A 22,805-nucleotide genomic window follows, 5' to 3' on the forward strand; every position below is an offset into this window, starting at 1 on the left:
AGCCTCTGTTTTCACGTTTATTCTCGAAAAGTCACAGGAAGAATGCACCATTGAACTCAATAACTTGATTTTGTTGGCGCGTGATATCAATCAGGAAATACAGCAAGCATTGTTGAAACATACACCACAGCCCTTGTTGATGACATTGTTAGGTTATGTAGTGAACAGACATCAGAACGCGATACCGTTAGATCAGGCCATGTATCGGGCAGGGTTAGCTATATCGTTATTTGAGGTCATTCTTGACAAAATTGGCAGGGATTACTCCGAAGAACTGCGTGATCTGCTGGCGCTGGCCTGTGATTTTAACCAAGACGTCTATTACGCACTGTGTGCGGCTGTCTATGGAGGGGAATAAATTATGAGTCAACGTTCCTCACAGCCTAAAAACCCTACAGAAATCCGCCCGATAGACGTTATTCGAACCGTGAAACAATCCGCCATGAATCACTGGCAAAGCTTGTTGCCAGCCTGTGGCGTGGATGTTCCGCCAAAGGGGAAGCATGGCGCTTGCCCGATATGCGGTGGCACTGACCGTTTTCACTTTATAGATGATAACCATCATGGCGACTGGCATTGTCGCCAGTGCGATCAGCCCAATCACGGGGATGGTCTGGATTTAGTGGCAAGAGCTAAAGGTATCACTATTCTGACCGCCGCTAAGCAGGTTGCTGATGTATTGGCAATGCCATTCCCTGAAACTAAACCAGTTAAAGAGCAGCCCCGAACAGTGAAACCCATTGCAGAACGAATCGCGGAGCTGGTGGCAAAATCGATAAGGGGAGAATCTCCGTATTTGGCGAAAAAGGGGCTGCAATGCCCCAATCAGCGGCTATTACAGAATTCTCTATTGCTGGTAACTCAGACACTGGACGGCACTATCACGGGCGCTCAGACTATCAAGCCAAACGGCGAAAAACGCCTTGTTTCCGGTACACAGAAGAAAGGGAGCGTTATTCCGGTATCTGAAATTACTGGAATGCCTGACACGATCATCATTACCGAAGGTTACGCGACAGCGCTGACTGTCAACCAGTTACATAATGATGGCGCGGTACTGGCTGCCATTGATGAAAGCAATTTACTGAGTGTTGCCGAATTGGTCAGAAAGCAATGGCCTGAATCGAAAATCATTATTGCGGCTGATAATGACTGGCACGAGCCAGAAGAACGGGACAAAAACGGCAAGCTCAAAAAGAACGTCGGGAAAATTGCCGCTGAGAAAGCTGCCAAAACTGTAGACGGCTGGGTAACACTGCCACCGACAGAGCATAAGGCTGACTGGGACGACTACCGACAACAGCACGGCACAGAGGCAGCAAAACAGGCATTCAGTAACGGGTTATATCAGGTCAGGGAGAAAGCGCCAGTGAACGCAGAAGCACCGGAGAACTACGAAACGAAGCCCAAAAAGGCCAATAACAATCTGGCACAGATGGCAGCCAGTCAACGCGGGGCATTATTGGTTGAGCATTACCAAAAAATCGTGGTACATGCTGAAAGCGAAGCGGTTTATCACTATAACGGTACGACATGGGAAACTGTGTCAGATAACGAGCTGCGTCGCGCAATGGTGGCAATCTTCGACCAGCATGGAACCCCTTATAGCCCGAATGGTATTAATAATGCTATCTGTGCCATGAAATTACAAATTCCAGTCATTGGCGAACAACGGCAGGATTTAATCGGGTTTCGTAATGATGTGTATAATTTATCGACACAACAATTTACCCCACACCAGCCGGAACACTGGTTAATGAACCATAACGGCATTGAGTTTACCCAGCCTGCTATCGGTGAAAACTTGCCGGATCATGCCCCTGACTTTTATCGCTGGTTGTCTCATGCGGCAGGGCAGAATGAAAATAAGATGAATCGTATCAAAGCTGCCCTGTTTATGATCCTGGCAAACCGTTATGATTGGCAGCTCTTTATTGAAGTCACCGGCGAAGGCGGCAGCGGTAAAAGCGTATTTACATATATCGCCACCTTACTGGCGGGAGAGCACAATACCGCCAGTGGCAATATGAGAGCGCTGGATGAAGCCAGAGGCCGTTATCAGTTTGTTGGCAAGAGCTTAATTACGCTGCCCGATCAGGTTAAATATGTCGGTGAAGGGGCAGGCATTAAGGCCATTACCGGCGGCGACCTGATTGAAGTTGACGGGAAATACGAGAAACAGTTTTCTACCATCATCAAAGCCGTGGTATTAGCCACCAATAACGAACCCATGAGCTTTACCGAACGTAACGGCGGCATTGCACGGCGGCGAGTGATATTTCCGTTTAATATTCCGGTCAAAGAATCCGAGAAAGACCCACAGTTACCGGAGAAAATCAGTCGTGAACTGCCAGTGTTTATCCGTCATTTATTAACAGAATTTGCCGACCAGAATAAGGCTAAAAAACTGCTACAGGCGCAACGCGACTCGAACGAAGCATTAACGGTAAAGAGTCATTCCGATCCGTTGTATCGTTTTTGTGGTTATCTGGTGTCAGTCAATGATGTGAGCGGAATGAAGATGGGGAATAAGAATATCAGCCCACGCGCACCAAGATTGTACTTGTATCACGCCTATCTCTCTTTTATGGAAGCGCATGGCTTTGAACGTCCGCTGACACTGACGAAGTTTGGTGAATCCATTCCCAAGATTATGCTGGAGTACCGAAAAGAGTATCGAAAAGTGCGTACCAAGAAAGGCTATTCCTATAACGTGGAATTATCGGAAGAGGCCGAAGAATGGCTACCATCAGTGCCTGAGTGTCGAGATTTTAAATCGCCTGTATAAAACTTTTGGCTTTAAGTCTGCACTCCATACACCAATTCAAATATCTAACTGTATTTAAAAGAAAATAATCGATGTATAGTTATTTTTTAGCTATACATCAACTCTACATTTTCTTCATTAATCTAAAAAATGGGTGAACAGATGATACAGTCAGTGAATATCATATTAATTGCATCAGACCCATATGTAGCAAGGCGTTCAGGGTATTGTGCAGAGGGTGCATAACTGAGAGGGTGAAAAAGATTTTTAGGGGGCTTATGGCTGGTAAACAAAATCAGAAGCAAATACCGTGCACAATCTGGTTTTTATTTTTTGGTACTACCTCAAATTAAAATGATGTAATCATCTGATTTTATTTAAGAATGGAAGTTAATCACAATTTCATTGATGGATTTTCATTCACACTGGTATAGATAAATAATTCTGTTATATCCTGTTTCATTACGCATTCATCAGGAGTGCTGTCACAGGAGACAAGAATGTCACACATCATTTACTTGTCGTTAAAGGGCAAGAAGCAGGGTTTAATTTCAGCAGGTTGTTCAACGCCTGAATCAATTGGAAATCGGTATCAGAAAGGACGTGAAGATCAAATACAGGTATTGAGCCTGAATCATTCGATGAGCCGTGACCAGAATGTTAATCATCAACCCGTCAGTTTTGTGAAACCCATTGATAAATCCTCTCCCCTGTTAGCGATGGCAATAGACGGAAACGAATTGCTGGATGCCAGTTTTGTGCATTACAGGACAAGCCAGATGGGACAACTGGAATTCTTTTATGAAATCAAGCTGACCAGTGCCACGATTGTGGATATTTCCTATAATTATCCGCATTCAATCAATGATAATGGTGCGATAGCCCATGAAGTGGTGATGCTCGATTATAAGTCCATTTCATGCAACCACATCGCCGCAGGGACTTCGGGCTACAGCATTACGCAATTAGCCGGACGTGAAGAAGGCAGGCCGCTTTTATCTGGGGTCTCGAATGTTAAGCCACTTAAGAAGCCGCTGGTTGAAGAAACTCCGGTAAAACCCGCTAAACATCATGCCCGTTATCGTTGTGTGGATGATGACGGCAATCTTTTAACCGAACGCAAGTATCGGGTTTGCCTGCCGGATGGTCAGATAAAAGAAGGAAAGACTGATAAACAAGGTTACACCCAATGGCATCTTACGGATGACAAAAATAAACTTGAATTTCATATTTTAAAGGATTAATGCCATGCCAACCTATACCGTTCAGACAAAAATAGAATCCAACGTACCTGTTGAAAACCTGCTTTATGACTTAACCATTTATCGTCAGGATGCAAAAGGACATTTCCATATCTTGCTTGATGTTTTTCAGGAGAAACTACAGAGTAATTATGAAACACAACAGCATATCACGCAGGAAACAGACGACGATCTTTCTGTGATTTATATCATGCAAATGATGCTTCACCGCAAACATGGCTCAAATATATTTCCGGCACTGCAAACCCATTTTAAGAAAATGTATACCCTCGGTGAATTAACTTCCGGTAAAGCCTGTTCGGAGAAAAAAAGGGAAAATGCCTGTTATTTTGAAAGTACGATTGAAACAAAACCTGTCAGCGACGGGGATAATACCGTTGAATTAAAAATCACTATTCCTGAACGACCTTTTATTGCGAAAGAATATCCCATTGGTCATGAAAAAGATCCGTTCGAGAAAAGTAAAATTGAATCGGAAATTCAAAGTGCACTTTCTAAAAGAACCTATCCAAATCAAGGTGGTGCGAGTTTATGTGGCCCTGCCGCTTTTTTTTATTGCCTGCAAATAGACAGGCCTGATATTTATGAACAGGCTGCCCGCGAATTATGGAAATATGGCAAAACTAAAATTGGTCAACTGGAAATTAAACCGGGAGAGGGTTGCCGACATCCTAATGGCACTTTTTATAATCAGTATGGAGCAAGAATATCAGGATTAGATTGGTTGACATTAGCCAGCTTAAGAGACTCAGAGAATATGATTATGAGTTACGATGAGGTTGATGATCGCGTGGCTGGTATTACAATGTGGGGTAAATTATCAGAATGGTTTGAAAAAGCAGGCTATGAAAAAGTTTTTGACAATATAAGTCTTTCCCATAGTAATATTACCGACATAATGACTTTAAACGACTATATGAAAAAAGGATATAGAGTTGTGAGTTTAATATCTGCTGGAATGCTAAAATCTTATCCAGGGGAGACTTCAGCTAAAAACCATTGGATTGTCTGGGAGGGGGAAGTATGTAATTCCATAGGATTATCAATAAATTCTAGCAATAGAATAAATAATGATACTATTGTTAACTTGAATTTATTTTCATGGGGTGATGTTGATGAGCAAATTAGAAGTAATAAAAGTTTAAGCTATTTTTTAAAACACACATTTGGAGGGTTGGTTTTTAAACCAATCAAATAAATCATGAGATACATTATTCTTTCTATTTTTTTTATTACTGCATGTTCGTCACCTAAAGTAAATTTCATACCAGAAAGTAGTGAGTTACCAAACGCTCTTATAAATAAGGATTATGAAACCATTATATCGATATATGGTGAAACATCAGAACACAATGAGTTTTTAAGCAAGAGAAACTTATTTGTAAATATAACTCCGCCGGATTCTGGTATCATTTATGAACCAACAAAATTATCGTATTTAAGGGCTGGTGAAGAAAAAGTTAGAGATAATTACAATAAATTAATTATTAAAGGAAAACCTATTATATTAGGTGATGTAAAAATTAACATATCAGGATTTACTTATGGAACAATGTACACTAGTGGATCTGAGTTTAATAAAACCTACACCATAAAAGTAAAAGAATAATTGTCATTATAATGGCGATTTATATCGCCATTTTTGTATGCTTGCTCAACATGACGAGAACTCTTCCTTATTATTTTTCATGATGTTAAAAATAAAATCCATTATAAAATGAAATCTTGTACATATAGACATCATGAAAAAATTACTCGAACTACGTCAACAAAAATCCGATTTAATCCATCAAATGCGTTCGCTTCTCACCAACGCTGAAAACGAAAAGCGCTCACTCAATGCTGATGAAGCCAAACAGTTCGACGAACTGCGCAGCCAGTCCGACACGCTGAATACTGAAATTGCCCGTTATGAAGCCTTGGCTGATGAAGAACGCAGTCAGGCAAAAAAACAGCCGACTAGCAAAAAACTCAGTAATGATGAACTGCGCCACTATGTTCTGACGGGTGAAACTCGTTCCCTATCTACGGGAGTCCCGTCTGAGGGCGGCTATACCGTTATCCCTGAGCTGAACAAACAAATCATGCAACAACTGACGGATGAGTCAGTCATGCGCCGGATTTGTACGGTGAAAACCACACGCAGCAATGAATATAAACAGCTTGTTTCGGTCGGTGGCGCAACCGTGGCACACGGGGAAGAAGGCAAGGCGCGCAGTGAAACAACAACGCCGAAAATGGAAGAAGTCTGCATTAAGTTGTTCCCCATCTACGCTTACCCTAAAACCACCCAAGAGATTATCGATTTTAGCGATGTCGATATCTTAGGCTGGCTGGCTTCCGAAATTGCCGACACATTTGTTGATACCGAAGAAACAGATCTCGTGAGTGGTGACGGCAGTAAAAAAGCGAAAGGCTTCCTGTCTTATCCCCGTGATGTCAAAGCCGACAAGATTCGTGCATTTGGCTCATTGCAAAAATTGGAAGTTACCGCGCTGTCCGCCGATAGCCTGATTGACCTGAAATTCTTACTCAAAAACAAATACCGTAAAAATGCTGTCTGGGTGATGAACTCCGGCACAGCCGCTCAGGTGCAGAAGCTGAAAAACGGCAATGGCGATTATATCTGGCGGGAACGTTTACAGGCGGGTGATCCCGATATGTTGCTGGGCTTGCCTGTCCACTACCTCGAATTTATGCCAGAGGGTGTGATCGGTCTGGGTGACTTCAAACGCGGCTATTTCATTGTTGACCATGAAACCGGCATTCGTACCCGTCCTGACAATATCACCGAGCCGGGATTTTATAAGGTACATACGGATAAATATCTGGGGGGCGGGCTGGTGGATTCCAACGCAATTAAGGTACTGGAAGTGAACGCATCCAGCAACTAAGCAGAAGGGGTGTCGCGCCCCTTTCCAAGCCTTGGAGTCCATCAATGAAGAATGATTTTGAAATCCGCACCGCTTCACTGTTTGCCAGCAATAAGACGCTGACCGGTTATGTGATTAAATGGAACAGCCGATCACATGTGCTATGGGATGAGTTTATCGAACAGTTTCGTGCCGAATGCGTTTAACACCAGTTTAGCGGTGGGAGCCGATATCAGGGCATTGTACGAGCATGACCCGATGAACCTGTTAGGCCGTACCACGTCCGGCACGTTGCAGCTTGTCGAAGATGCCACCGGATTGCGCTTCGAACTAACTCCGCCAGATACGCAATTGGGGCACGATGTATTAACACTGGTTGAACGTGGGGATATACAAGGCATGTCCTTTGGTTTTCGTGCTATTAAAGATCAGTGGGATACCAGTCAAACACCCTATATCAGAACAGTATTGGAAGCCGAACTACGGGAAATCACGATCACCAGTTTACCCGCCTATCCTGAGAGTGGTGTGGAGATTGCCAAGCGTTCACTGAATGCCGCTAAACCCTGCTCTGTGGATTTGCGTCATTACTGGCTGCAACTGTCCGAGGTGTAATGATGTGGCCTTTTACACGCAAAGTCCCTGAGACCCGCAGCATAACGCTGGATGAATTTTTCTTTCTGGCAGGCATATCTAATACCAAATCGGGCGAGCATGTTTCCCCCTCCACGGCGGAAGGTTTACCCGCTGTGATGAACGCTGTCACGGTGATTAGTGAAACGGTGACCTCCATGCCTTGCTACCTCTATCGGGTTCAGCACCAGAACGGCAAAGAATCCCGCGAATGGTTGAGTGATCACCCTGTTGATTATCTGCTGAATGAGTGCCCGAATGATTGCCAGACTCCCTATCAATTCAAAAGAACTCTGATGCGTCATTGCCTGCTGAATGGCAATGCGTATGCGGTGATAATCTGGGGGAGGGATGGTCAGCCACAGTCATTACACCCTTACCCGCCGTCAGCAGTCGTACCACAACGATTATCCGATCATCGGTTCGCGTATACCATCACCGAGCCTTATAGCGGCAAGGTCAAAACCTATCTACAAGAAGAAGTGTTACATCTGCGCTATGCCACCGAAGATGGTTTTCTTGGGCGCTCGCCTGTCACCGTTTGCCGCGAAACACTGGGTTTGGGGCTGGCACAACAACGCCACGGTGCCAGCATCATGAAAGATGGCATGATGGCGGCGGGCGTGATTAAAGCCGCTGACTGGCTGGACGGGATAAAGGGAAGTAAGGCACTGGAAGCCCTCGAACGTTACAAGGGGGCGAGGAATGCAGGGAAAACGCCCATTCTTGAAGGTGGGATGGATTACCAGCAGTTAGGCATGAGTAACCAAGATGCCGAATGGCTGGCCTCCCGTCGTTTCACCATTGACGATATCGCCCGTATGTTCAATGTCAGCCCGCTCTTTCTGCAAGAATATTCAAACAGCACTTACAGTAATTTTAGCGAAGCCTCCCGCGCCTTTCTGACTATCACTATGCGTCCGTGGCTTGCCAATTTTGAGCAACAAATCAAAGCCGCCTTGCTGATGAATTCTCCAAAGCGGGGTATTCGTTATCAGGTCGAATTTGATACTGCCGATTTGTTGCGTGCCAGTCCGAAAGAACGTTTCCAGAGTTATGAAACTGCCATTAAATCCGGCGTCATGTCACCGAACGAAGCCCGCGAGCGCGAGGGTTTATCGCCCCGTGAAGGCGGTGATGAATTCAGTCAGGCATGGAAGCAAACCGTCGAAGTGAAAAAACCAGCGGAGAACAAGGCATGAGAGCAGGCAGATTGAGACACCGGATCACGCTTCAAAAAAACGAATCAAGCCGCTCGCCAATGGGTTCGGTGATTAACAAATGGGTGGATGTTGCCGACGTTTGGGCAGAAGTACAACCGATTAGCGGGCGCGAACTGGTCGCATCTGGTGCCGTGCTATCCGAAGCCACGGTGCGTATCTGGCTGCGCTACCGCGATGATATCACCACAACAAACCGCATTATCTATCAAGGTGCCAGCACCCACGGTAAGAGTTTTGCCATCGTTGCCGTTATCCCAGATCCGAAACACACTCGCTTAGAACTGCTTTGCAAGGGAGGCGTGAAATATGCTTGATATTGACATTCCTCTGAGTGAAATCAGGCAGCATTGCCGGATTGATGAAAGTGATACCCTTGATGATGCATTGCTTACCGCTTACGCCGAAGCCGCACTTGAAGTCTGTCAGCAACATATCGGCAAGCGGTTTGATAATGGTCTGAGCTTCACGCCAGCAATTAAAGTGGGCTGCCTGCTTTATATCGGACTGCTGTATGAAAATCGGGAAATGGCAACGGATATTGAGCTTAACGAAGTTCCGTTCACCATTAAATCACTGTGGTCTGTCTATCGTGATGTGGGCGTTTACTGATGCCGTGGCAACCGTTAAAACGCTGTAGTTATCCGACCTGCCGCGAGCGAGTGAAATCAGGCCGCTGTGAGCAACACCAACGGGAAGCCAGACGCCAGCAGGATAAGCAACGAGGTACTCGTACCCAACGCGGCTACAGTAATCAATGGGGACGCTATCGGTTGCACTACCTGAAAGCTAACCCGTTATGTGTGATTTGCCTGAAAACCAATACCTATACCCCAGCTACCATTGTGGATCACATTGTCCCGATACTGGGTGACAGTGATGTGCTGTTCTGGCCTGCATCGAACCATCAGGCATTATGCCAGACATGCCATAACCGTAAGACCGTACAGACAGACCCCATCACCAAAGCGAAGCGCAAGCAGGGTGCTTATCGAGATCAGGAAACCGAAGCGGCAAGGTATCGTGATTGGTTATCAAAAGAATAATAACGAAACGAAATAACGGGGTGGGGTATCAAAAATGACAAATGTCCCTTCTAGCGGAACCGCCCCCTCCTTCAATTTTTACGCACGGCAGTTTTTTTGAAAATAAAACAATAAGGACAAAAAATCATGGCAAGAGCGCCAAAACCGCCAACCTACCTTAATGATATCGCCGCCAGTCAATGGAAGGCCAAAGGTAAAATTTTAAGTGAGCGGGAAGACCTGAACGCCGCTGACTGGAACAATTTAGAACTGTATTGCGTGAACTATGCCATTTACCGAAAAGCGGTAGCAGACCTTGATATGCGGGGCTTTAGCATTGTTAACAGTCAGGGCAGCGAGAGCCGAAATCCATCATTGAGCGCTAAAGCCGATGCTGAAAAAATCATGATAAAAATGTCCTCATTGCTGGGTTTTGATCCGGTATCACGGCGTAAAAATCCGGTGGAAACCGAGGAAGAAGACGAGCTGGATCGCCTATGAACGCATGGGAACAGTACGCTTTTGCTATCGAAAACGGCACCATTCCGGCCTGTCAGCGGGTAAAACAGGCCGTGAAACGCTACTATAGCGACCTGAATAACCCGCTTTATCTGTTTGATTCGGCAGTAGTCGAACGTTTTATTGCTTTTTCTCGTGTCTGTCCGCATGTCAAAGGCCACCTGCGCGGTAAACCCATCATGCTTGAACCGTGGCAGCAGTTCGCTTTTGCTAATCTGTTTGGCTTTAAGGTGAAAGCGACCGGACGCCGAAAATATCGCAGTGCCTATATCCAGGTGCCGCGCAAAAATGCCAAATCCACCGTTGCCGCGATACTGGCTAACTGGTTTTTGGTGATGGAACAAGGCCAGCAGGATATCTACACCGTTGCCGTGAGCCGGGATCAGGCGCGGATTGTCTTTGATGATGCCCGCCAGATGTGCCTGTTATCCAAGCCCCTGAAAAAACGGGTCGCTATCCAGCAACATAAAGTTACCTACCCAAAGAGCAACAGCCTGTTAAAGCCACTGGCTGCCAAAGCCGCCACGATTGAGGGTACAAATCCTAGTCTGGCAATTGTCGATGAGTACCATTTACACCCCGATAACGCCGTGTACTCTGCGCTTGAATTGGGGATGGGTGCCCGTCCCGAAGGACTCCTGTTCGCCATTACCACCGCAGGCAGTAACGTGATATCGGCCTGTAAACAGCACTACGATTATTGCTGTCAGATACTGGATGACGAAGAACAGAACGAATCGCTGTTCGCCCTGATTTACGAACTGGACGATGAGAGTGAGATTGATGATGAAGCGCTTTGGATTAAAGCCAATCCCAATCTTGATGTCTCGGTAGACAGTGCCGCCCTGCATGACACTATCCAGAAAGCGCGCGGCATTCCCTCACAATGGACAGAAATGCTAACCAAACGCTTTAATATCTGGTGTCAGGGTGAAACCCCGTGGATGGGCGAAGGCGCATGGAAAGCCTGCCAGCAAGATTATGATGAAAATGACCTCAAAGGACTGGAGTGCTACGCCGGACTGGACTTATCTTCAACAGGGGATATCACCAGCATTTGTTACACGTTCCCCGTGGATAACGAACTGTTATTACTGACCCGTCATTACCTGCCCGAAGCCCAACTACAAAACCCCGCCAATAAGAATCGGGCGGTTTATCGCCAATGGGTGCAAGCAGGCTGGATACGCACCACCGCAGGCGACTGCATTGATTATGACCGTATCCGTGATGACATTCTCAACGACAGCCAGCAGTTTGATATCAGGCTGGTCGGCTTTGATACATGGAACGCCACGCACCTAAGAACACAATTACAGGGCGCAGGGCTGGATGTTGAGCCGTTCCCGCAAACCTATATGCGCTTTAGCCCCGTAGCTAAATCTGCTGAGGTGTTCGTGAATCGCAAGGTCATTCGGCACAACGGCGATCCGGTGCTGGCGTGGGCAGTGTCCAATGTCGTGATGGAAACCGACGCGAACGCCAATATCAAACCGAACAAAAAGAAATCCGCAAACAAGATTGACCCTGCAATTGCGTTCCTGATGAGCTTTGGTACATGGCAGATTGAGCATGAAGAGTTCGCATTTAGTCTCGGTGATGAACAGAAACGGCGACTGGCTAACTTTAAGGGGATTTAGTTAACACATTAATTTTATTTTTTAAATGTTTTCGAAAAACAATATTTGTTGATAATGTTACCTCTAATTGATGTTACTGTTTAATGTGATAAAGATTCACAATAGAATAATAAGGTGATAAATGAACAATATAACAGAAATTACATGCGTAGGGGATTATCTTCGTGTTGTTAAAACACTTTCCCCACAGAATGGAAATGTATTTTATCGAGGTCAAAGAGATTCGTGTTATGCTATTAATTCAAGTTTAAGTAGATTATTGAAAGATACTAAAATTAAACCTATTGAAGTTCTCTCATATAATAGTTATCAAGGTACTCTTAAGTCAATCAATATTTCAAAATATGAATTAGCAGATGAATTATATTCCACATTTAAGGAAAAACATATAGTTTACCCTGATGTGAATATTATTAATGGCTATAGTATGAATGATATTGACCTCCATGTGACTGCTCAGCATTATGGATTATCAACCCGAGTAATTGATTGGACTTATAGTCCCTTAATTGCATTGTATTTTGCAACAGAAAAAGAGAAAGGTAATGGAATAGAAAACGAGAAGGGTGAAAAAGATGCCGCAGTGTTCATGATTTGGAATGAAAAATGTAATAAACTAGACGTATGCTCTAGCGAAAGATTTTTCAGAAGAATAGAAGCAGAAAAAAAAGTCCATAAAAAAATATCTGATGAATGTGAAGCTTTTTATTCGGCTCACGGTCATCAATACGAGAATGAAAAAGATGCATTGAAAATATATATTTATGATTTTTATAAAAAAATAAAAGGTTATATTGATGATTTAGAATATGGAAGCCCAATAAAATTAAATTCATTTTGTCATCTTATTGATCTTATTAAAAAGCATGATAACTTAGATAAAGATGCTTTCAGGGATGAATTGCTTAATTTTTCGATAATGTTTCCTTGTGAATCAAGTAACTATTCCAGATCTAACGCCAGCATAAATATCTTTAATGATCATAAAATAATGATAGAGCCGTTGCCAATTAATCAAAGAGTAAAAAACCAACAAGGAGTTTTAATGTTTTGCAATAAAATTGAAGGTGACATTTATCCTTTAAGCGAATTTAATGAACAAAATACTATAAACCATATTGATGATGAGTCATTATCTAAAATTTCCAAAAACACTGGATTATTGAAAATAATCATACCGAAAGACAGTATTAAGAGTATAAGAAATGAATTAGAGTTATACGGACTCTCGAAAGCTTGGATTCGCATAATAAGTGCAATTTCTGAGAAAGGCGGTCAGTTGCTATAGTAGGCATCTTTCTCGCCAAAGGAAAATGCGCTATGACCTATACACAACTGACCGAAACAGAAAGATATCAGATTTCTAGCCTGAAAGAAGCGGGTTTTTCACAACGGGCGATTTCAAAGTCACTCAATCGAAGCCCCTCAACGATTAGCCGGGAATTGAGACGAAATCGGGAAGCAAAGAAATATTCTCCTGAACAGGCTCAGTTTAAGGCCGTAGCACGCCGGCATTTTGCTATAAAAGCAGTCAAAGTGAATCCAGAGATAGAAATGTGGATCAAACAGTTAATTTGGCAAGATTTAAGTCCCGAACAGATTGTGGGTTATCTTAAACGGGAAGCCAAAATATCTTTACATCATGAGACGATTTATCGATTGATTTATAAAGATAAAAAGAATGGTGGTGATTTATGGCAACATCTCAGAATGGCGAAAAAACCGTATCGTAAACGCTATGGAAATTATGAGCGCAGAGGCAAAATTAAAAATAGAGTCAGCATTGATAAACGCCCAAAATTTGTTGATAAAAAGCAGCGTATTGGTGATTGGGAAGGCGATACTATCGTTGGCCAAGATCATAAAAGTGCATTATTGACACTCGTTGAACGAAAATCATTATTTACTATTATTATTAAACTTGAAGATAAAACAGCAGAAGGGGTCGCCAAAGCGGCAACAAGACACTTATCACTGATAAAACATAAAGTTAAAACAATTACCTTTGACAATGGCCTCGAATTTGCCGAACACGAGCGGATCAGTAAAAATTTAGAGGCAAGAATTTATTTTGCTCACCCGCATTCCCCTTGGGAAAGAGGGATAAATGAGAACATAAATGGATTAATTAGAGATTACTTCCCAAAAGGAAGCGATTTTAATAAGGTATCAGAGCGGGAGATTAACCTTGTGGCAAACCGATTAAATAATCGTCCTCGTAAAACACGAGATTACAAAACACCGAATGAGTTATTTAAAGGAGTACCCACTCAATTACTTCGCTCATTACGGTGTTGCGCTTAATATGTGAATCCAAGAAGACTTTGTGTATCCTGAAATAATGTCTTTCACTGAATATATGCAAGCTAAAATAGTATCGCGTTATATGTAATATAATTTTTAGGATATGGCAGATTGAACATGCAAACCTAAATCTGCCTTATCCATAAAATAAATAATAGCAACACCTTTAATTCTTTTAATGGTATAAAACGTAAAAAAATTAAGCAGTTTTATTGATTCTCTTATTGAATCAGATAAACCAATCAGTTAAAGTAGCCCTGCCATTAGCAAAATCTAGTGGTCAGGGATTTGCACCCCTGTTAGAACGATCCACTGGTAGGAAGTTTCTGCCAGTGCGCCTGCTCGCACCTATTCAATGGTGGTTCAGGCAGGGGAGGCTTCGGCCTCGCCGGACGATCGTTCCCGGTAGTGCAAACCCTGTCTGAATCGCCACCATCAATTTTAATTAATGGAAGGGGTAGCAGGAATGAATAACGTTAGAAATGACTGGCATCAAGCCGATATTATTGCTGCATTACGTAAGCGCGGTACAACCTTAGCAGCTGTTTCCCGTGAAGCGGGACTCAGTTCATCAACATTAGCGAATACACTTTCTCGTCCGTGGCCTAAAGGCGAATGGATTATCGCTAACTATCTCGAAATACATCCCTCTGAAATTTGGCCTAGCCGCTACTTTGATTCGTATGGTCAACCCATTGAGCGTAAAGTGCGCGATAAGCCATTGGAATAATCACCTATCTGCTTGTTATTTATCTAGGCGTCTTAATGTTCAGGGGATGTGATTAGTGTCACAGAGGGAAATACGAGAACGCTTCATTACCGTAGCGGTGTTAATCGGTTATACATAAAGCTACTGCCAGAAGGTATCCTATGGGTATCCTAGAAAAAACTAAGGGATCGCACTTTTGATGCGACCCCTTGATAATTCTGGTGGCCCCTGCTGGACTTGAACCAGCGACCAAGCGATTATGAGTCGCCTGCTCTAACCACTGAGCTAAGGGGCCGTTGAAGTGGGAGGATTATACGGTACAGTGTGGCACTAGGTCTAGTCCTCAAAATTCATATGCGTGTTTTATAGGCAAAAATCAGTATCTTTTAACGTATTTAAACTATTTATAGTCACTATGAAATATTTTTTAGTGATACTGATTGCCTTTTTGATAAATTTCTCTGGTTATTTATTGCCTCTTGGTTATTGTTTGAACATAAAAATATTGTTGGTTATGTTTTGTGTTTTTTTGATTTGAAACCGTTCTTATATTTTCCTGTAAAAATATTTTTGTAATTCAAATATGAACATATACAACTTATCAGAGGCTGTTTTGGCCCATCGTAAACTGGAAGATTATTTTTTCTCATCTATCAGCCGAATGTATCAACATATCGGTACTGGGGTTCGAGCCTATGTAACAGGTGTTGAAACTGATGCATTAAATTTTTTGCTGGTGGTAGGTGAACATGAACAAACCGCAGAAGAGCTAAAAACAGGGATTCAGTTACTTGATGAGAAAGCGAATGTACCGTTTTTGATTGTTACCGCGGTGTCAGATAGTCAGGTTTTGGCGGTTATTCAGCAGGCTGGGTTTGTGTTTGCTCCTGATTACATAACTACCGTCATGCAGCTCGATTTGATGAATTGGCATATGGCGGATGAGGGTGTTGGAGGTTATGAAATCCGGCGTGTTGACCACTGTTTGGTTGATTGGGCTATTCCGGTAGAAAGTGCATTTGAAACAGGTCATTTTATTTCCGGGCAGTATCAGCAAAGCCATCAGATGGCATTGAACGCTGAAAAGTGTCTGCAACATTACGCCCTGTACATAGATAGTCAGCCAATCTGTGCTTTAACTTTATCAAGGCTGGACAATATTATCCGTCTTGATGATATCAGTACAGTGAGAGAAAAGAAGAGAAGAGGGTATGCTTCTGCTTTGATTAACTATGTGCTGAAAGAAGCTAAGTTGCATGGTGCGACTACGTGTTATCTGGAGGCTTCGCGTGATGGAAATGGTTTATATCGTCGTATCGGCTTTAAACCATTATTTGAATGTCAGGGATTTATTCGTGAAGAGAAAGCTATGTATGAATAATAAAAAAGCGTCTGTCGGAACAGACGCTTTTCAGGTTTTTCAGCATATCCCTTGATTAGTCGTCAAGGAAGCTGCGCAGTACTTCTGAACGGCTTGGATGACGCAGTTTGCGCAGAGCCTTAGCCTCGATCTGACGAATACGCTCACGGGTTACGTCAAATTGTTTACCAACTTCTTCCAGTGTATGGTCAGTGTTCATATCGATACCAAAACGCATACGCAGAACTTTCGCTTCACGTGCAGTTAAGCCTGCCAGCACATCGTGGGTGGCAGAACGCAGGCTTTCTGAAGTGGCAGAATCCAGCGGCAGCTCCAATGTAGTATCTTCAATGAAATCACCGAGATGTGAATCTTCATCATCACCAACTGGTGTTTCCATGGAAATTGGTTCTTTGGCAATTTTCAGTACTTTGCGGATCTTATCTTCCGGCATCAGCATACGTTCTGCCAGCTCTTCCGGTGACGGTTCACGTCCCATTTCCTGTAGCATCTGACGGGAAATACGATTGAGTTTGTTGATCGTCTCAATCATATGTACAGGAATACGGATGGTACGGGCCTGATCCGCAATAGAACGGGTGATAGCCTGACGGATCCACCATGTAGCATAAGTTGAGAACTTATAACCACGGCGGTATTCAAACTTATCAACCGCTTTCATCAGACCGATATTACCTTCCTGGATCAGGTCAAGGAATTGCAGACCACGGTTGGTGTATTTCTTGGCAATCGAAATAACCAGACGTAAGTTTGCTTCAACCATTTCTTTCTTCGCACGGCGGGCTTTTGCTTCACCGATTGACATGCGACGGTTGATATCTTTGACTTGATCAATAGTTAAGCCGGTTTCTTCTTCAATCTGGCGCAGCTTTTGCAGGCTACGCATTACCTCTTCTTCAACTTCCAGCAGTTTATCAGACCATGGTTTGTTCATCGCTTTTGCAGCAGTAAACCATGTGTCATTCGTTTCATTGCCAGAAAACAGAGTGATGAAGTTTTTCTTCGGCATTTTGCTCTGTTCAATACACATCTTCATGATTTGACGTTCTTGAAGACGTACGCGATCCATCATAGAACGCATGTTGTTAACCAAATAATCAAACTGTTTTGGTATAAGGCGGAATTGCTTGAATACTTCGGACAGTTTTAAAATTTCCGCTGCAGTATTTGGATGGCTGCGACCGTACTGTTTGATTGTCTGACGGGTAGTTTCATGTTGTTCACGCAGCTCCAGAAATTTCTGGCGAGCCAATTCTGGGTCGATGCTGTTATCGTCTTCACTGTCAGTATCGTCATCCCGATCTTCATCGTCATCATCGTCAGAATCATCAAGTTCTTCCTGAGGCAGTTCAGAACCAACGTGAGTAGCTGTCGGTGCAAGATCCTCTTCTGCATTAGGATCAACAAATCCTGTGATTAAATCAGACAGGCGGCTTTCACCTGCTTCAACAAGGTCATACTGTTCTAACAGATAGGTAATAGCTTCAGGGTATTCGGCAACGGAGCACTGTACTTGATTGATGCCATCTTCAATGCGTTTTGCAATGTCAATCTCACCTTCGCGAGTCAGTAGCTCAACTGTACCCATTTCACGCATGTACATGCGAACCGGATCGGTAGTACGACCGATTTCTGACTCGACACTGGATAACACTTGCGCTGCTGCTTCTACAGCATCTTCATCGGTGTCGTTTGTGTTTTCTGCCAACATGAGATCATCGGCATCAGGTGCCTCTTCCATTACCTGGATGCCCATGTCATTGATCATTTGGATGATATCTTCTATCTGATCAGAATCGACGATATCTTCCGGCAGATGGTCATTGACCTCAGCATAGGTCAGATAGCCTTGCTCCTTACCTCGTGTGACAAGTAGCTTTAGCTGTGACTGCGGGTTTTGCTCCATAAGACGGTATCCACACTTCAGAGTATTGGTTGGTGTCGGTCGGCGAAACAAATTATGCCAACAATAACATTTAGGGGCATTTTCGTTATATTGCCACTGCCCTCAATAGCGGCAACTGTAGGGCTATCTCCCTACCTCATTCGGCATTTAAGCCGTAAATTCTGGATTCATTTTTTAGCGCTGGATTCAGAAATCAGCCAGACTTCTTTACGTTCTTCCGGTGTCAGACCTTCAGTTCTTTCTTTAGCCACCAGAAAGTTAAAACGTTCTTCCAACGCCGATGCGAAAAGATGATTCAACGCATCACTAAACGTTTTTTCAGCAATTTCTTCTATCTGTATATCGTTCCATGCGGCGAGTTTTTCAAGCTGTGTTGCATACTTATTGTCGCGGTATTGCTCCAAAAGTTGCCCGGTTGTTAAGCCTGGCTGAGCAAGGCATGTGTCGACAAGCTCTATAAATAACGGTAATCCCGCTATCTGAGCAGAAAACATTCCCTGTAATGAAGGAACTAATGTCGCTAAATGCGGATTTTGCACCAGCAATGCGATAAGTATGCGCATTGTTGTTGGTTTCAGTTTTAGCGCCTGATATGTATTGGTATCTTTTTTGACAAGTTTTGCCAGAGATCGTTCCAATTGTGTCGTATCAGGTATGCCCAGTAGTTTCCCAAGTTCTTTAAGCAGATAGAGCCGCAACGCTTCTCCCGGAACCTGACTAATCAATGGCATAGCAAGTGAGTTAAGCTTGGTTGCTCCTTCCGGGGTACTCAAATCAACCTGTGGTAGCAGTGAATCGAACAGAAACTCAGATAAAGTTTGTGCTTTTTCCATTCTCTGTTCAAAAGATTCACGTTTTTCTTTACGGATCAGTGAATCTGGATCTTCACCATCAGGCAAGAACATAAAACGTAATTGCCGGCCATCATTCAGATAGGGTAGTGCTGTTTCCAGTGTTCTCCATGCAGCATCACGACCTGCACGGTCTCCATCGTAACAACAGATGACGTTATCGGTTGTCCGGAAAAGTAACTGAACGTGCTCAGCAGTTGTGGAAGTTCCCAGTGAAGCTACGGCATAATCAATGCCAAACTGAGCCAGTGCGACAACATCCATATAACCTTCAACCACCAATAACCTTGAAAGGGAATTGTGGTTTTGCTGTGCTTCATAAAGGCCATATAATTGACGACCTTTATGGAAAATCTCTGTTTCCGGTGAATTGAGGTACTTGGGAAGTGCATCCCCCAGCACTCTGCCCCCGAATGCAATGACCCGCCCCCGGCGATCACGGATAGGGAACATGATGCGTTCACGGAAACGGTCATAAGTGCGGCCATTGTCATTCGTGACCAGCATTCCGGCATCGTTCAATTGCTTGCGCTCTTCAACGTTATGGGCAAACCGTTTCAGGGCATTATCCCACCCCGCCGGAGCGAAGCCGATTGCAAAACGCTGAATGACTTCTTCACTGAGCCCACGCCTGGCTAGATATTGCCGGGCTGCCTGTCCGTTTGGTATTGTCAGTGAATGTTGATAGAAACTGTTTAGTTTATCCATCAACTGATAAAGATTTTGTCGTTGGTGGCGCTCAATATGGCCGCCACCAGAACTTGCCTCATAAGGGACTTCCAGCCCGTGCATAGCAGCCAGCTCTTCAATGGATTCGACAAAGTCTAACCTGTCATAATTCATTAAAAAATCAATGGCATTACCATGCGCCCCACAACCGAAGCAATGATAGAACTGTTTATCGCCATTAACAGTAAATGAAGGGGTTTTTTCGTTATGGAAAGGACAACACGCCTGATGGTTTTTACCTTTCTTTTTAAGAGGCACTCTGACATCGATAAGATCAATGATATCGGTTCTAGCTAATAAGTCATTGATAAATGCGCGTGGAATTCGTCCAGCCATAAGCCCTTTTACGCCTGTTGATGAACGAGAATAAGCCGCGCTTTCTCTGGGAAAGCACGGCCTTTAACTGCAGTAGTTTGTCAATATAACCATTATGCGGATAGACCGCAAAGATTAGTACAAACGAGTGCGGCGTGCGTTTTCACGAGCCAGCTTTTTAGCATGGCGCTTAACTGCAGATGCTTTAGCACGTTTACGTTCAGTCGTTGGTTTTTCATAGAATTCACGACGACGAACTTCTGCTAATACGCCTGCTTTTTCGCAAGAACGCTTGAAGCGACGCAGAGCTACGTCAAATGGCTCGTTTTCACGTACTTTAATTACTGGCATGTGCCTCTCACCTCAATAGAAATCGGGTTTGTCGCTGGCGTGATAGTGCCAGCCGTCTTTAAAAATGGTGCGGAATTTTACTTCAATGAACACGGCTTTGTAAAGTGCCGAGGAAAATTGAAACACACAACGCCACAGATTATAGTTTGTTTTTTTGGACGGAAAACGAACAATCTACTGCTGACGTTATTAACATTAACCACACAGGATATTCAGATATTCAAGTAGGAGTCTGATTATAGACTAAACAGAAGAAAGAGTCAGCATGTAAAATGGAGACGATTGTAATTGAGTTGATGTGAATAGTGGTCGTAAGTAGATAGTGATACACTGGTGTTTGCTTTAATTATAGTGGCGAGTGACAAGTACAATGCGAGTTTTAGGTATAGAAACGTCCTGCGATGAAACCGGAATCGCAATTTATGATGACAAATCCGGTCTGCTAGCCAATCAATTGTACAGTCAGGTAAAACTACATGCTGATTATGGAGGGGTTGTGCCTGAGCTTGCATCCCGTGATCACATTCGTAAAACGGTTCCGCTGATTCAGGCGGCCTTGAAGGAAGCGGGATTAACGAGTAAAGATATTGACGCTGTTGCTTATACCGCAGGCCCGGGCTTAGTAGGGGCATTGATGGTTGGAGCAACTATTGGCCGTTCATTGGCTTTCGCATGGGATGTACCCGCCATTCCTGTTCATCATATGGAAGGCCATTTACTGGCACCTATGTTGGAAGAAAACAGACCTGAATTTCCTTTTGTCGCATTATTGGTTTCTGGTGGGCATACTCAGCTCATCAGTGTGACTGGTATTGGTGAATATAAATTGTTGGGCGAATCTATTGATGATGCCGCAGGTGAAGCTTTCGATAAGACGGCAAAACTACTGGGACTGGATTATCCGGGAGGCCCGGCTCTTTCCCGCATAGCACAGAAAGGTAAAGCAGGCCGTTTTGTTTTCCCCCGCCCAATGACGGATCGTCCGGGACTGGATTTTAGTTTCTCAGGTTTGAAAACTTTCGCAGCCAATACGATTCATAAGCACATTGGTGGTGATGCTGAACAAGATGAACAGACTAAAGCAGATATTGCTCATGCATTTGAAAATGCGGTTGTTGATACGCTGACAATAAAATGCAAACGAGCACTAGAGCAGACTGGTTTTAAACGATTAGTTATGGCGGGAGGGGTTAGTGCAAACCGGGCATTACGCATTAGTATGCAAAATATGATGGAAAAATTGCGTGGTGACGTGTTTTATGCCCGCCCTGAATTTTGTACTGATAATGGAGCAATGATTGCGTTAACAGGGATGATCCGCTTGAAAAGCGTTACCAAAGGCGCTTTAGGCGTGACTGTTAAAGCTCGCTGGCCATTGTCTGAGCTTCCTCCGTTGTAAAAGTAATTTACATGAAAAAGTAAAGCAGAGTATTCATCAAATGAAAGAAGGAAGGTACTACTCAAATATTTAATACCATTGAATATTGAGTAGTATCTTCCTTCTTTTCGAATTAATAAATTTAAAATATTGCTATATTTTTATTTAAAATCTATATCCAATACCAACATTAAATCCATTAATATAATTGTTTGTCCCCTCACCATATGGAATTGTGTCAGTAAATTTTGACAGTGTACCTTCATAAGCGAGGTAAAGAGTGATATTTTTAACGGGATTAATTTCAATACCAGCACCATAGGCAATATTATTAGTGCGCAGAGAAAACTTAGTATTATGCTTGTTATCAATCTGTTGATAGGACATATCGGGATTGAGGCCTTGCCATGTTCCTACATGTCCAGTCGAAGAATCTATATTATTAATATTATCACTCACTCCAAAGGGGGCACTTATATGATATGTTACATGAGAAATACCAAGTAAGCCATAAATGCTCAAATAATCATTTATGCGGTAAGCTGGACCTGCCATTAGGGAGAAATATTTTGTTCTATATGAATTTCTTGCCTTAGAATATGTAGGCGCAACAGGTTTAATGCTCTGATTATTAAACCAAAAACTCCTGTCTCCACGACCCTGCATATAAGTAAACTGACCAATTATGCTGACTGGGGAGTCCCATTCATAGCGATAATGAATGTTAAATCCATTAAGATTAATTTTGTCAGCAGGTTTGGTTATCTTGCCTCTTGCATACCCAGCAGCTATGGTATGTGTATCAGCATTAGCTAATGAACCATACATAAAGCTGAATAAGGCTAAAGTTGTTAGAAGCGCTTTTTTCGTTACCATGATGAGAGACCTTTCATATTGTTAACTGATCTAATTATAGGTGATTTATAAAATATGAAAAAACTG

General features: G+C 43.4%; 21 protein-coding genes, 1 tRNA gene and 1 pseudogene. 18 read left to right on the plus strand and 5 right to left on the minus strand.

The window, feature by feature from the left end; all coding sequences use genetic code 11:
- Window positions 1-64: 64 nt before the first annotated feature.
- The 16 genes and pseudogenes from BDD26_RS19440 (at window position 65) to BDD26_RS03080 (ending at window position 14,973) form a co-directional block, all read left to right on the plus strand.
- The gene (locus BDD26_RS19440; RefSeq protein ID WP_244922633.1) at window positions 65-358 is read left to right on the plus strand and encodes a hypothetical protein; all 294 of its coding nucleotides are present in this window, start codon (window positions 65-67) and stop codon (window positions 356-358) included.
- Between the two features lie 3 nt (window positions 359-361).
- Window positions 362-2,788: a primase-like DNA-binding domain-containing protein gene (locus tag BDD26_RS03010; protein WP_115825502.1), complete on the plus strand. Its 2,427-nt coding sequence runs from the start codon at window positions 362-364 to the stop codon at window positions 2,786-2,788.
- A gap of 479 nt (window positions 2,789-3,267) precedes the next feature.
- Window positions 3,268-4,011, plus strand: a complete 744-nt coding sequence (locus BDD26_RS03015; RefSeq protein WP_244922634.1) for an Hcp family type VI secretion system effector — start codon at window positions 3,268-3,270, stop codon at window positions 4,009-4,011.
- A 4-nt stretch (window positions 4,012-4,015) separates the two neighbouring features.
- Window positions 4,016-5,227: a hypothetical protein gene (locus BDD26_RS03020; protein WP_115825503.1), complete on the plus strand. Its 1,212-nt coding sequence runs from the start codon at window positions 4,016-4,018 to the stop codon at window positions 5,225-5,227.
- 3 nt (window positions 5,228-5,230) lie between these two features.
- A complete protein-coding gene (locus BDD26_RS03025) occupies window positions 5,231-5,638 on the plus strand; it encodes a hypothetical protein (protein WP_115825504.1) in 408 nt (135 codons plus the stop codon).
- Window positions 5,639-5,771: 133 nt separating this feature from the next.
- Window positions 5,772-6,923, plus strand: a complete 1,152-nt coding sequence (locus tag BDD26_RS03030) for a phage major capsid protein (protein WP_115825505.1) — start codon at window positions 5,772-5,774, stop codon at window positions 6,921-6,923.
- Window positions 6,924-6,967: 44 nt separating this feature from the next.
- Window positions 6,968-7,517: pseudogene (locus tag BDD26_RS03035) on the plus strand (HK97 family phage prohead protease).
- A gap of 2 nt (window positions 7,518-7,519) precedes the next feature.
- Entirely contained in the window at window positions 7,520-8,737 is a 1,218-nt protein-coding gene (locus BDD26_RS03040; protein ID WP_425330417.1) for a phage portal protein, read from the plus strand.
- Entirely contained in the window at window positions 8,734-9,072 is a 339-nt protein-coding gene (locus BDD26_RS03045; RefSeq protein WP_115825507.1) for a phage head closure protein, read from the plus strand. The genes BDD26_RS03040 and BDD26_RS03045 overlap by 4 nt, the downstream gene beginning before the upstream one ends.
- The gene (locus BDD26_RS03050) at window positions 9,065-9,367 is read left to right on the plus strand and encodes a head-tail connector protein (protein WP_115825508.1); all 303 of its coding nucleotides are present in this window, start codon (window positions 9,065-9,067) and stop codon (window positions 9,365-9,367) included. Before BDD26_RS03045 ends, BDD26_RS03050 begins: the two co-directional genes overlap by 8 nt.
- Window positions 9,367-9,801, plus strand: coding sequence for an HNH endonuclease signature motif containing protein (locus tag BDD26_RS03055; protein WP_115825509.1), 435 nt, complete (start codon window positions 9,367-9,369; stop codon window positions 9,799-9,801). Before BDD26_RS03050 ends, BDD26_RS03055 begins: the two co-directional genes overlap by 1 nt.
- Window positions 9,802-9,927: 126 nt before the next feature.
- Window positions 9,928-10,281 carry a phage terminase small subunit P27 family gene (locus BDD26_RS03060; protein ID WP_115825510.1) on the plus strand — a complete coding sequence of 118 codons (354 nt, stop codon included), beginning with the start codon at window positions 9,928-9,930 and terminating at the stop codon, window positions 10,279-10,281.
- Window positions 10,278-11,939 (plus strand): terminase large subunit, encoded by a 1,662-nt coding sequence (locus BDD26_RS03065; RefSeq protein ID WP_115825511.1) that lies wholly within the window; start codon window positions 10,278-10,280, stop codon window positions 11,937-11,939. Before BDD26_RS03060 ends, BDD26_RS03065 begins: the two co-directional genes overlap by 4 nt.
- A 121-nt stretch (window positions 11,940-12,060) precedes the next feature.
- Window positions 12,061-13,227, plus strand: coding sequence for an FRG domain-containing protein (locus BDD26_RS03070; protein WP_115825512.1), 1,167 nt, complete (start codon window positions 12,061-12,063; stop codon window positions 13,225-13,227).
- 32 nt (window positions 13,228-13,259) lie between these two features.
- Complete coding sequence (locus BDD26_RS03075; protein ID WP_115825513.1) at window positions 13,260-14,243, plus strand: IS30 family transposase; 984 nt, start codon at window positions 13,260-13,262, stop codon at window positions 14,241-14,243.
- 466 nt (window positions 14,244-14,709) lie between these two features.
- On the plus strand, window positions 14,710-14,973 hold the full coding sequence (locus BDD26_RS03080; RefSeq protein WP_115825514.1) for a helix-turn-helix domain-containing protein: 264 nt from the start codon (window positions 14,710-14,712) through the stop codon (window positions 14,971-14,973).
- A gap of 198 nt (window positions 14,974-15,171) precedes the next feature.
- Here the strand turns inward: BDD26_RS03080 and BDD26_RS03085 are convergent.
- Window positions 15,172-15,247, minus strand: a tRNA-Ile gene (locus BDD26_RS03085).
- Window positions 15,248-15,565: 318 nt separating this feature from the next.
- Between BDD26_RS03085 and BDD26_RS03090 the strand changes: the two genes are divergently transcribed.
- On the plus strand, window positions 15,566-16,333 hold the full coding sequence (locus tag BDD26_RS03090; RefSeq protein ID WP_244922635.1) for a GNAT family N-acetyltransferase: 768 nt from the start codon (window positions 15,566-15,568) through the stop codon (window positions 16,331-16,333).
- 55 nt (window positions 16,334-16,388) lie between these two features.
- Here the strand turns inward: BDD26_RS03090 and rpoD are convergent, their stop codons facing one another.
- The 3 genes from rpoD to rpsU all read right to left on the minus strand — a co-directional run bounded on the left by rpoD (window position 16,389) and on the right by rpsU (window position 20,485).
- Window positions 16,389-18,239 (minus strand): RNA polymerase sigma factor RpoD, encoded by a 1,851-nt coding sequence (gene rpoD / locus BDD26_RS03095; RefSeq protein ID WP_038260463.1) that lies wholly within the window; start codon window positions 18,237-18,239, stop codon window positions 16,389-16,391.
- A gap of 167 nt (window positions 18,240-18,406) precedes the next feature.
- The gene (gene dnaG / locus BDD26_RS03100) at window positions 18,407-20,155 is read right to left on the minus strand and encodes a DNA primase (RefSeq protein ID WP_115825516.1); all 1,749 of its coding nucleotides are present in this window, start codon (window positions 20,153-20,155) and stop codon (window positions 18,407-18,409) included.
- Window positions 20,156-20,269: 114 nt separating this feature from the next.
- Window positions 20,270-20,485, minus strand: a complete 216-nt coding sequence (rpsU, locus tag BDD26_RS03105) for a 30S ribosomal protein S21 (protein WP_001144069.1) — start codon at window positions 20,483-20,485, stop codon at window positions 20,270-20,272.
- 370 nt (window positions 20,486-20,855) lie between these two features.
- Here rpsU and tsaD point away from each other — a divergent pair, with 370 nt between their 5' ends.
- Window positions 20,856-21,884 carry a tRNA (adenosine(37)-N6)-threonylcarbamoyltransferase complex transferase subunit TsaD gene (gene tsaD / locus BDD26_RS03110; RefSeq protein ID WP_038260465.1) on the plus strand — a complete coding sequence of 343 codons (1,029 nt, stop codon included), beginning with the start codon at window positions 20,856-20,858 and terminating at the stop codon, window positions 21,882-21,884.
- A 144-nt stretch (window positions 21,885-22,028) separates the two neighbouring features.
- On the opposite strand, the gene BDD26_RS03115 is transcribed toward tsaD, so the two are convergent.
- Entirely contained in the window at window positions 22,029-22,739 is a 711-nt protein-coding gene (locus tag BDD26_RS03115) for an Ail/Lom family outer membrane beta-barrel protein (RefSeq protein ID WP_115825517.1), read from the minus strand.
- Window positions 22,740-22,805 lie beyond the last annotated feature (66 nt).

This window comes from Xenorhabdus cabanillasii (assembly GCF_003386665.1).
Classification (GTDB): Bacteria; Pseudomonadota; Gammaproteobacteria; order Enterobacterales; family Enterobacteriaceae; genus Xenorhabdus; species Xenorhabdus cabanillasii.

Excerpts from the sequence above, each read along its gene's own strand:
- dnaG (WP_115825516.1), bottom strand. The coding sequence starts at position 20,155 with ATGGCTGGACGAATTCCACGCGCATTTATCAATGACTTATTAGCTAGA.
- BDD26_RS03025 (WP_115825504.1), top strand. The coding sequence starts at position 5,231 with ATGAGATACATTATTCTTTCTATTTTTTTTATTACTGCATGTTCGTCA.
- BDD26_RS03045 (WP_115825507.1), top strand. The coding sequence starts at position 8,734 with ATGAGAGCAGGCAGATTGAGACACCGGATCACGCTTCAAAAAAACGAA.
- rpsU (WP_001144069.1), bottom strand. The coding sequence starts at position 20,485 with ATGCCAGTAATTAAAGTACGTGAAAACGAGCCATTTGACGTAGCTCTG.
- tsaD (WP_038260465.1), top strand. The coding sequence starts at position 20,856 with ATGCGAGTTTTAGGTATAGAAACGTCCTGCGATGAAACCGGAATCGCA.
- rpoD (WP_038260463.1), bottom strand. The coding sequence starts at position 18,239 with ATGGAGCAAAACCCGCAGTCACAGCTAAAGCTACTTGTCACACGAGGT.
- BDD26_RS03060 (WP_115825510.1), top strand. The coding sequence starts at position 9,928 with ATGGCAAGAGCGCCAAAACCGCCAACCTACCTTAATGATATCGCCGCC.
- BDD26_RS03050 (WP_115825508.1), top strand. The coding sequence starts at position 9,065 with ATGCTTGATATTGACATTCCTCTGAGTGAAATCAGGCAGCATTGCCGG.
- BDD26_RS03030 (WP_115825505.1), top strand. The coding sequence starts at position 5,772 with ATGAAAAAATTACTCGAACTACGTCAACAAAAATCCGATTTAATCCAT.
- BDD26_RS03055 (WP_115825509.1), top strand. The coding sequence starts at position 9,367 with ATGCCGTGGCAACCGTTAAAACGCTGTAGTTATCCGACCTGCCGCGAG.
- BDD26_RS03040 (WP_425330417.1), top strand. The coding sequence starts at position 7,520 with ATGTGGCCTTTTACACGCAAAGTCCCTGAGACCCGCAGCATAACGCTG.
- BDD26_RS03015 (WP_244922634.1), top strand. The coding sequence starts at position 3,268 with ATGTCACACATCATTTACTTGTCGTTAAAGGGCAAGAAGCAGGGTTTA.
- BDD26_RS03070 (WP_115825512.1), top strand. The coding sequence starts at position 12,061 with ATGAACAATATAACAGAAATTACATGCGTAGGGGATTATCTTCGTGTT.
- BDD26_RS03010 (WP_115825502.1), top strand. The coding sequence starts at position 362 with ATGAGTCAACGTTCCTCACAGCCTAAAAACCCTACAGAAATCCGCCCG.
- BDD26_RS03115 (WP_115825517.1), bottom strand. The coding sequence starts at position 22,739 with ATGGTAACGAAAAAAGCGCTTCTAACAACTTTAGCCTTATTCAGCTTT.
- BDD26_RS03065 (WP_115825511.1), top strand. The coding sequence starts at position 10,278 with ATGAACGCATGGGAACAGTACGCTTTTGCTATCGAAAACGGCACCATT.
- BDD26_RS03075 (WP_115825513.1), top strand. The coding sequence starts at position 13,260 with ATGACCTATACACAACTGACCGAAACAGAAAGATATCAGATTTCTAGC.
- BDD26_RS03080 (WP_115825514.1), top strand. The coding sequence starts at position 14,710 with ATGAATAACGTTAGAAATGACTGGCATCAAGCCGATATTATTGCTGCA.
- BDD26_RS03020 (WP_115825503.1), top strand. The coding sequence starts at position 4,016 with ATGCCAACCTATACCGTTCAGACAAAAATAGAATCCAACGTACCTGTT.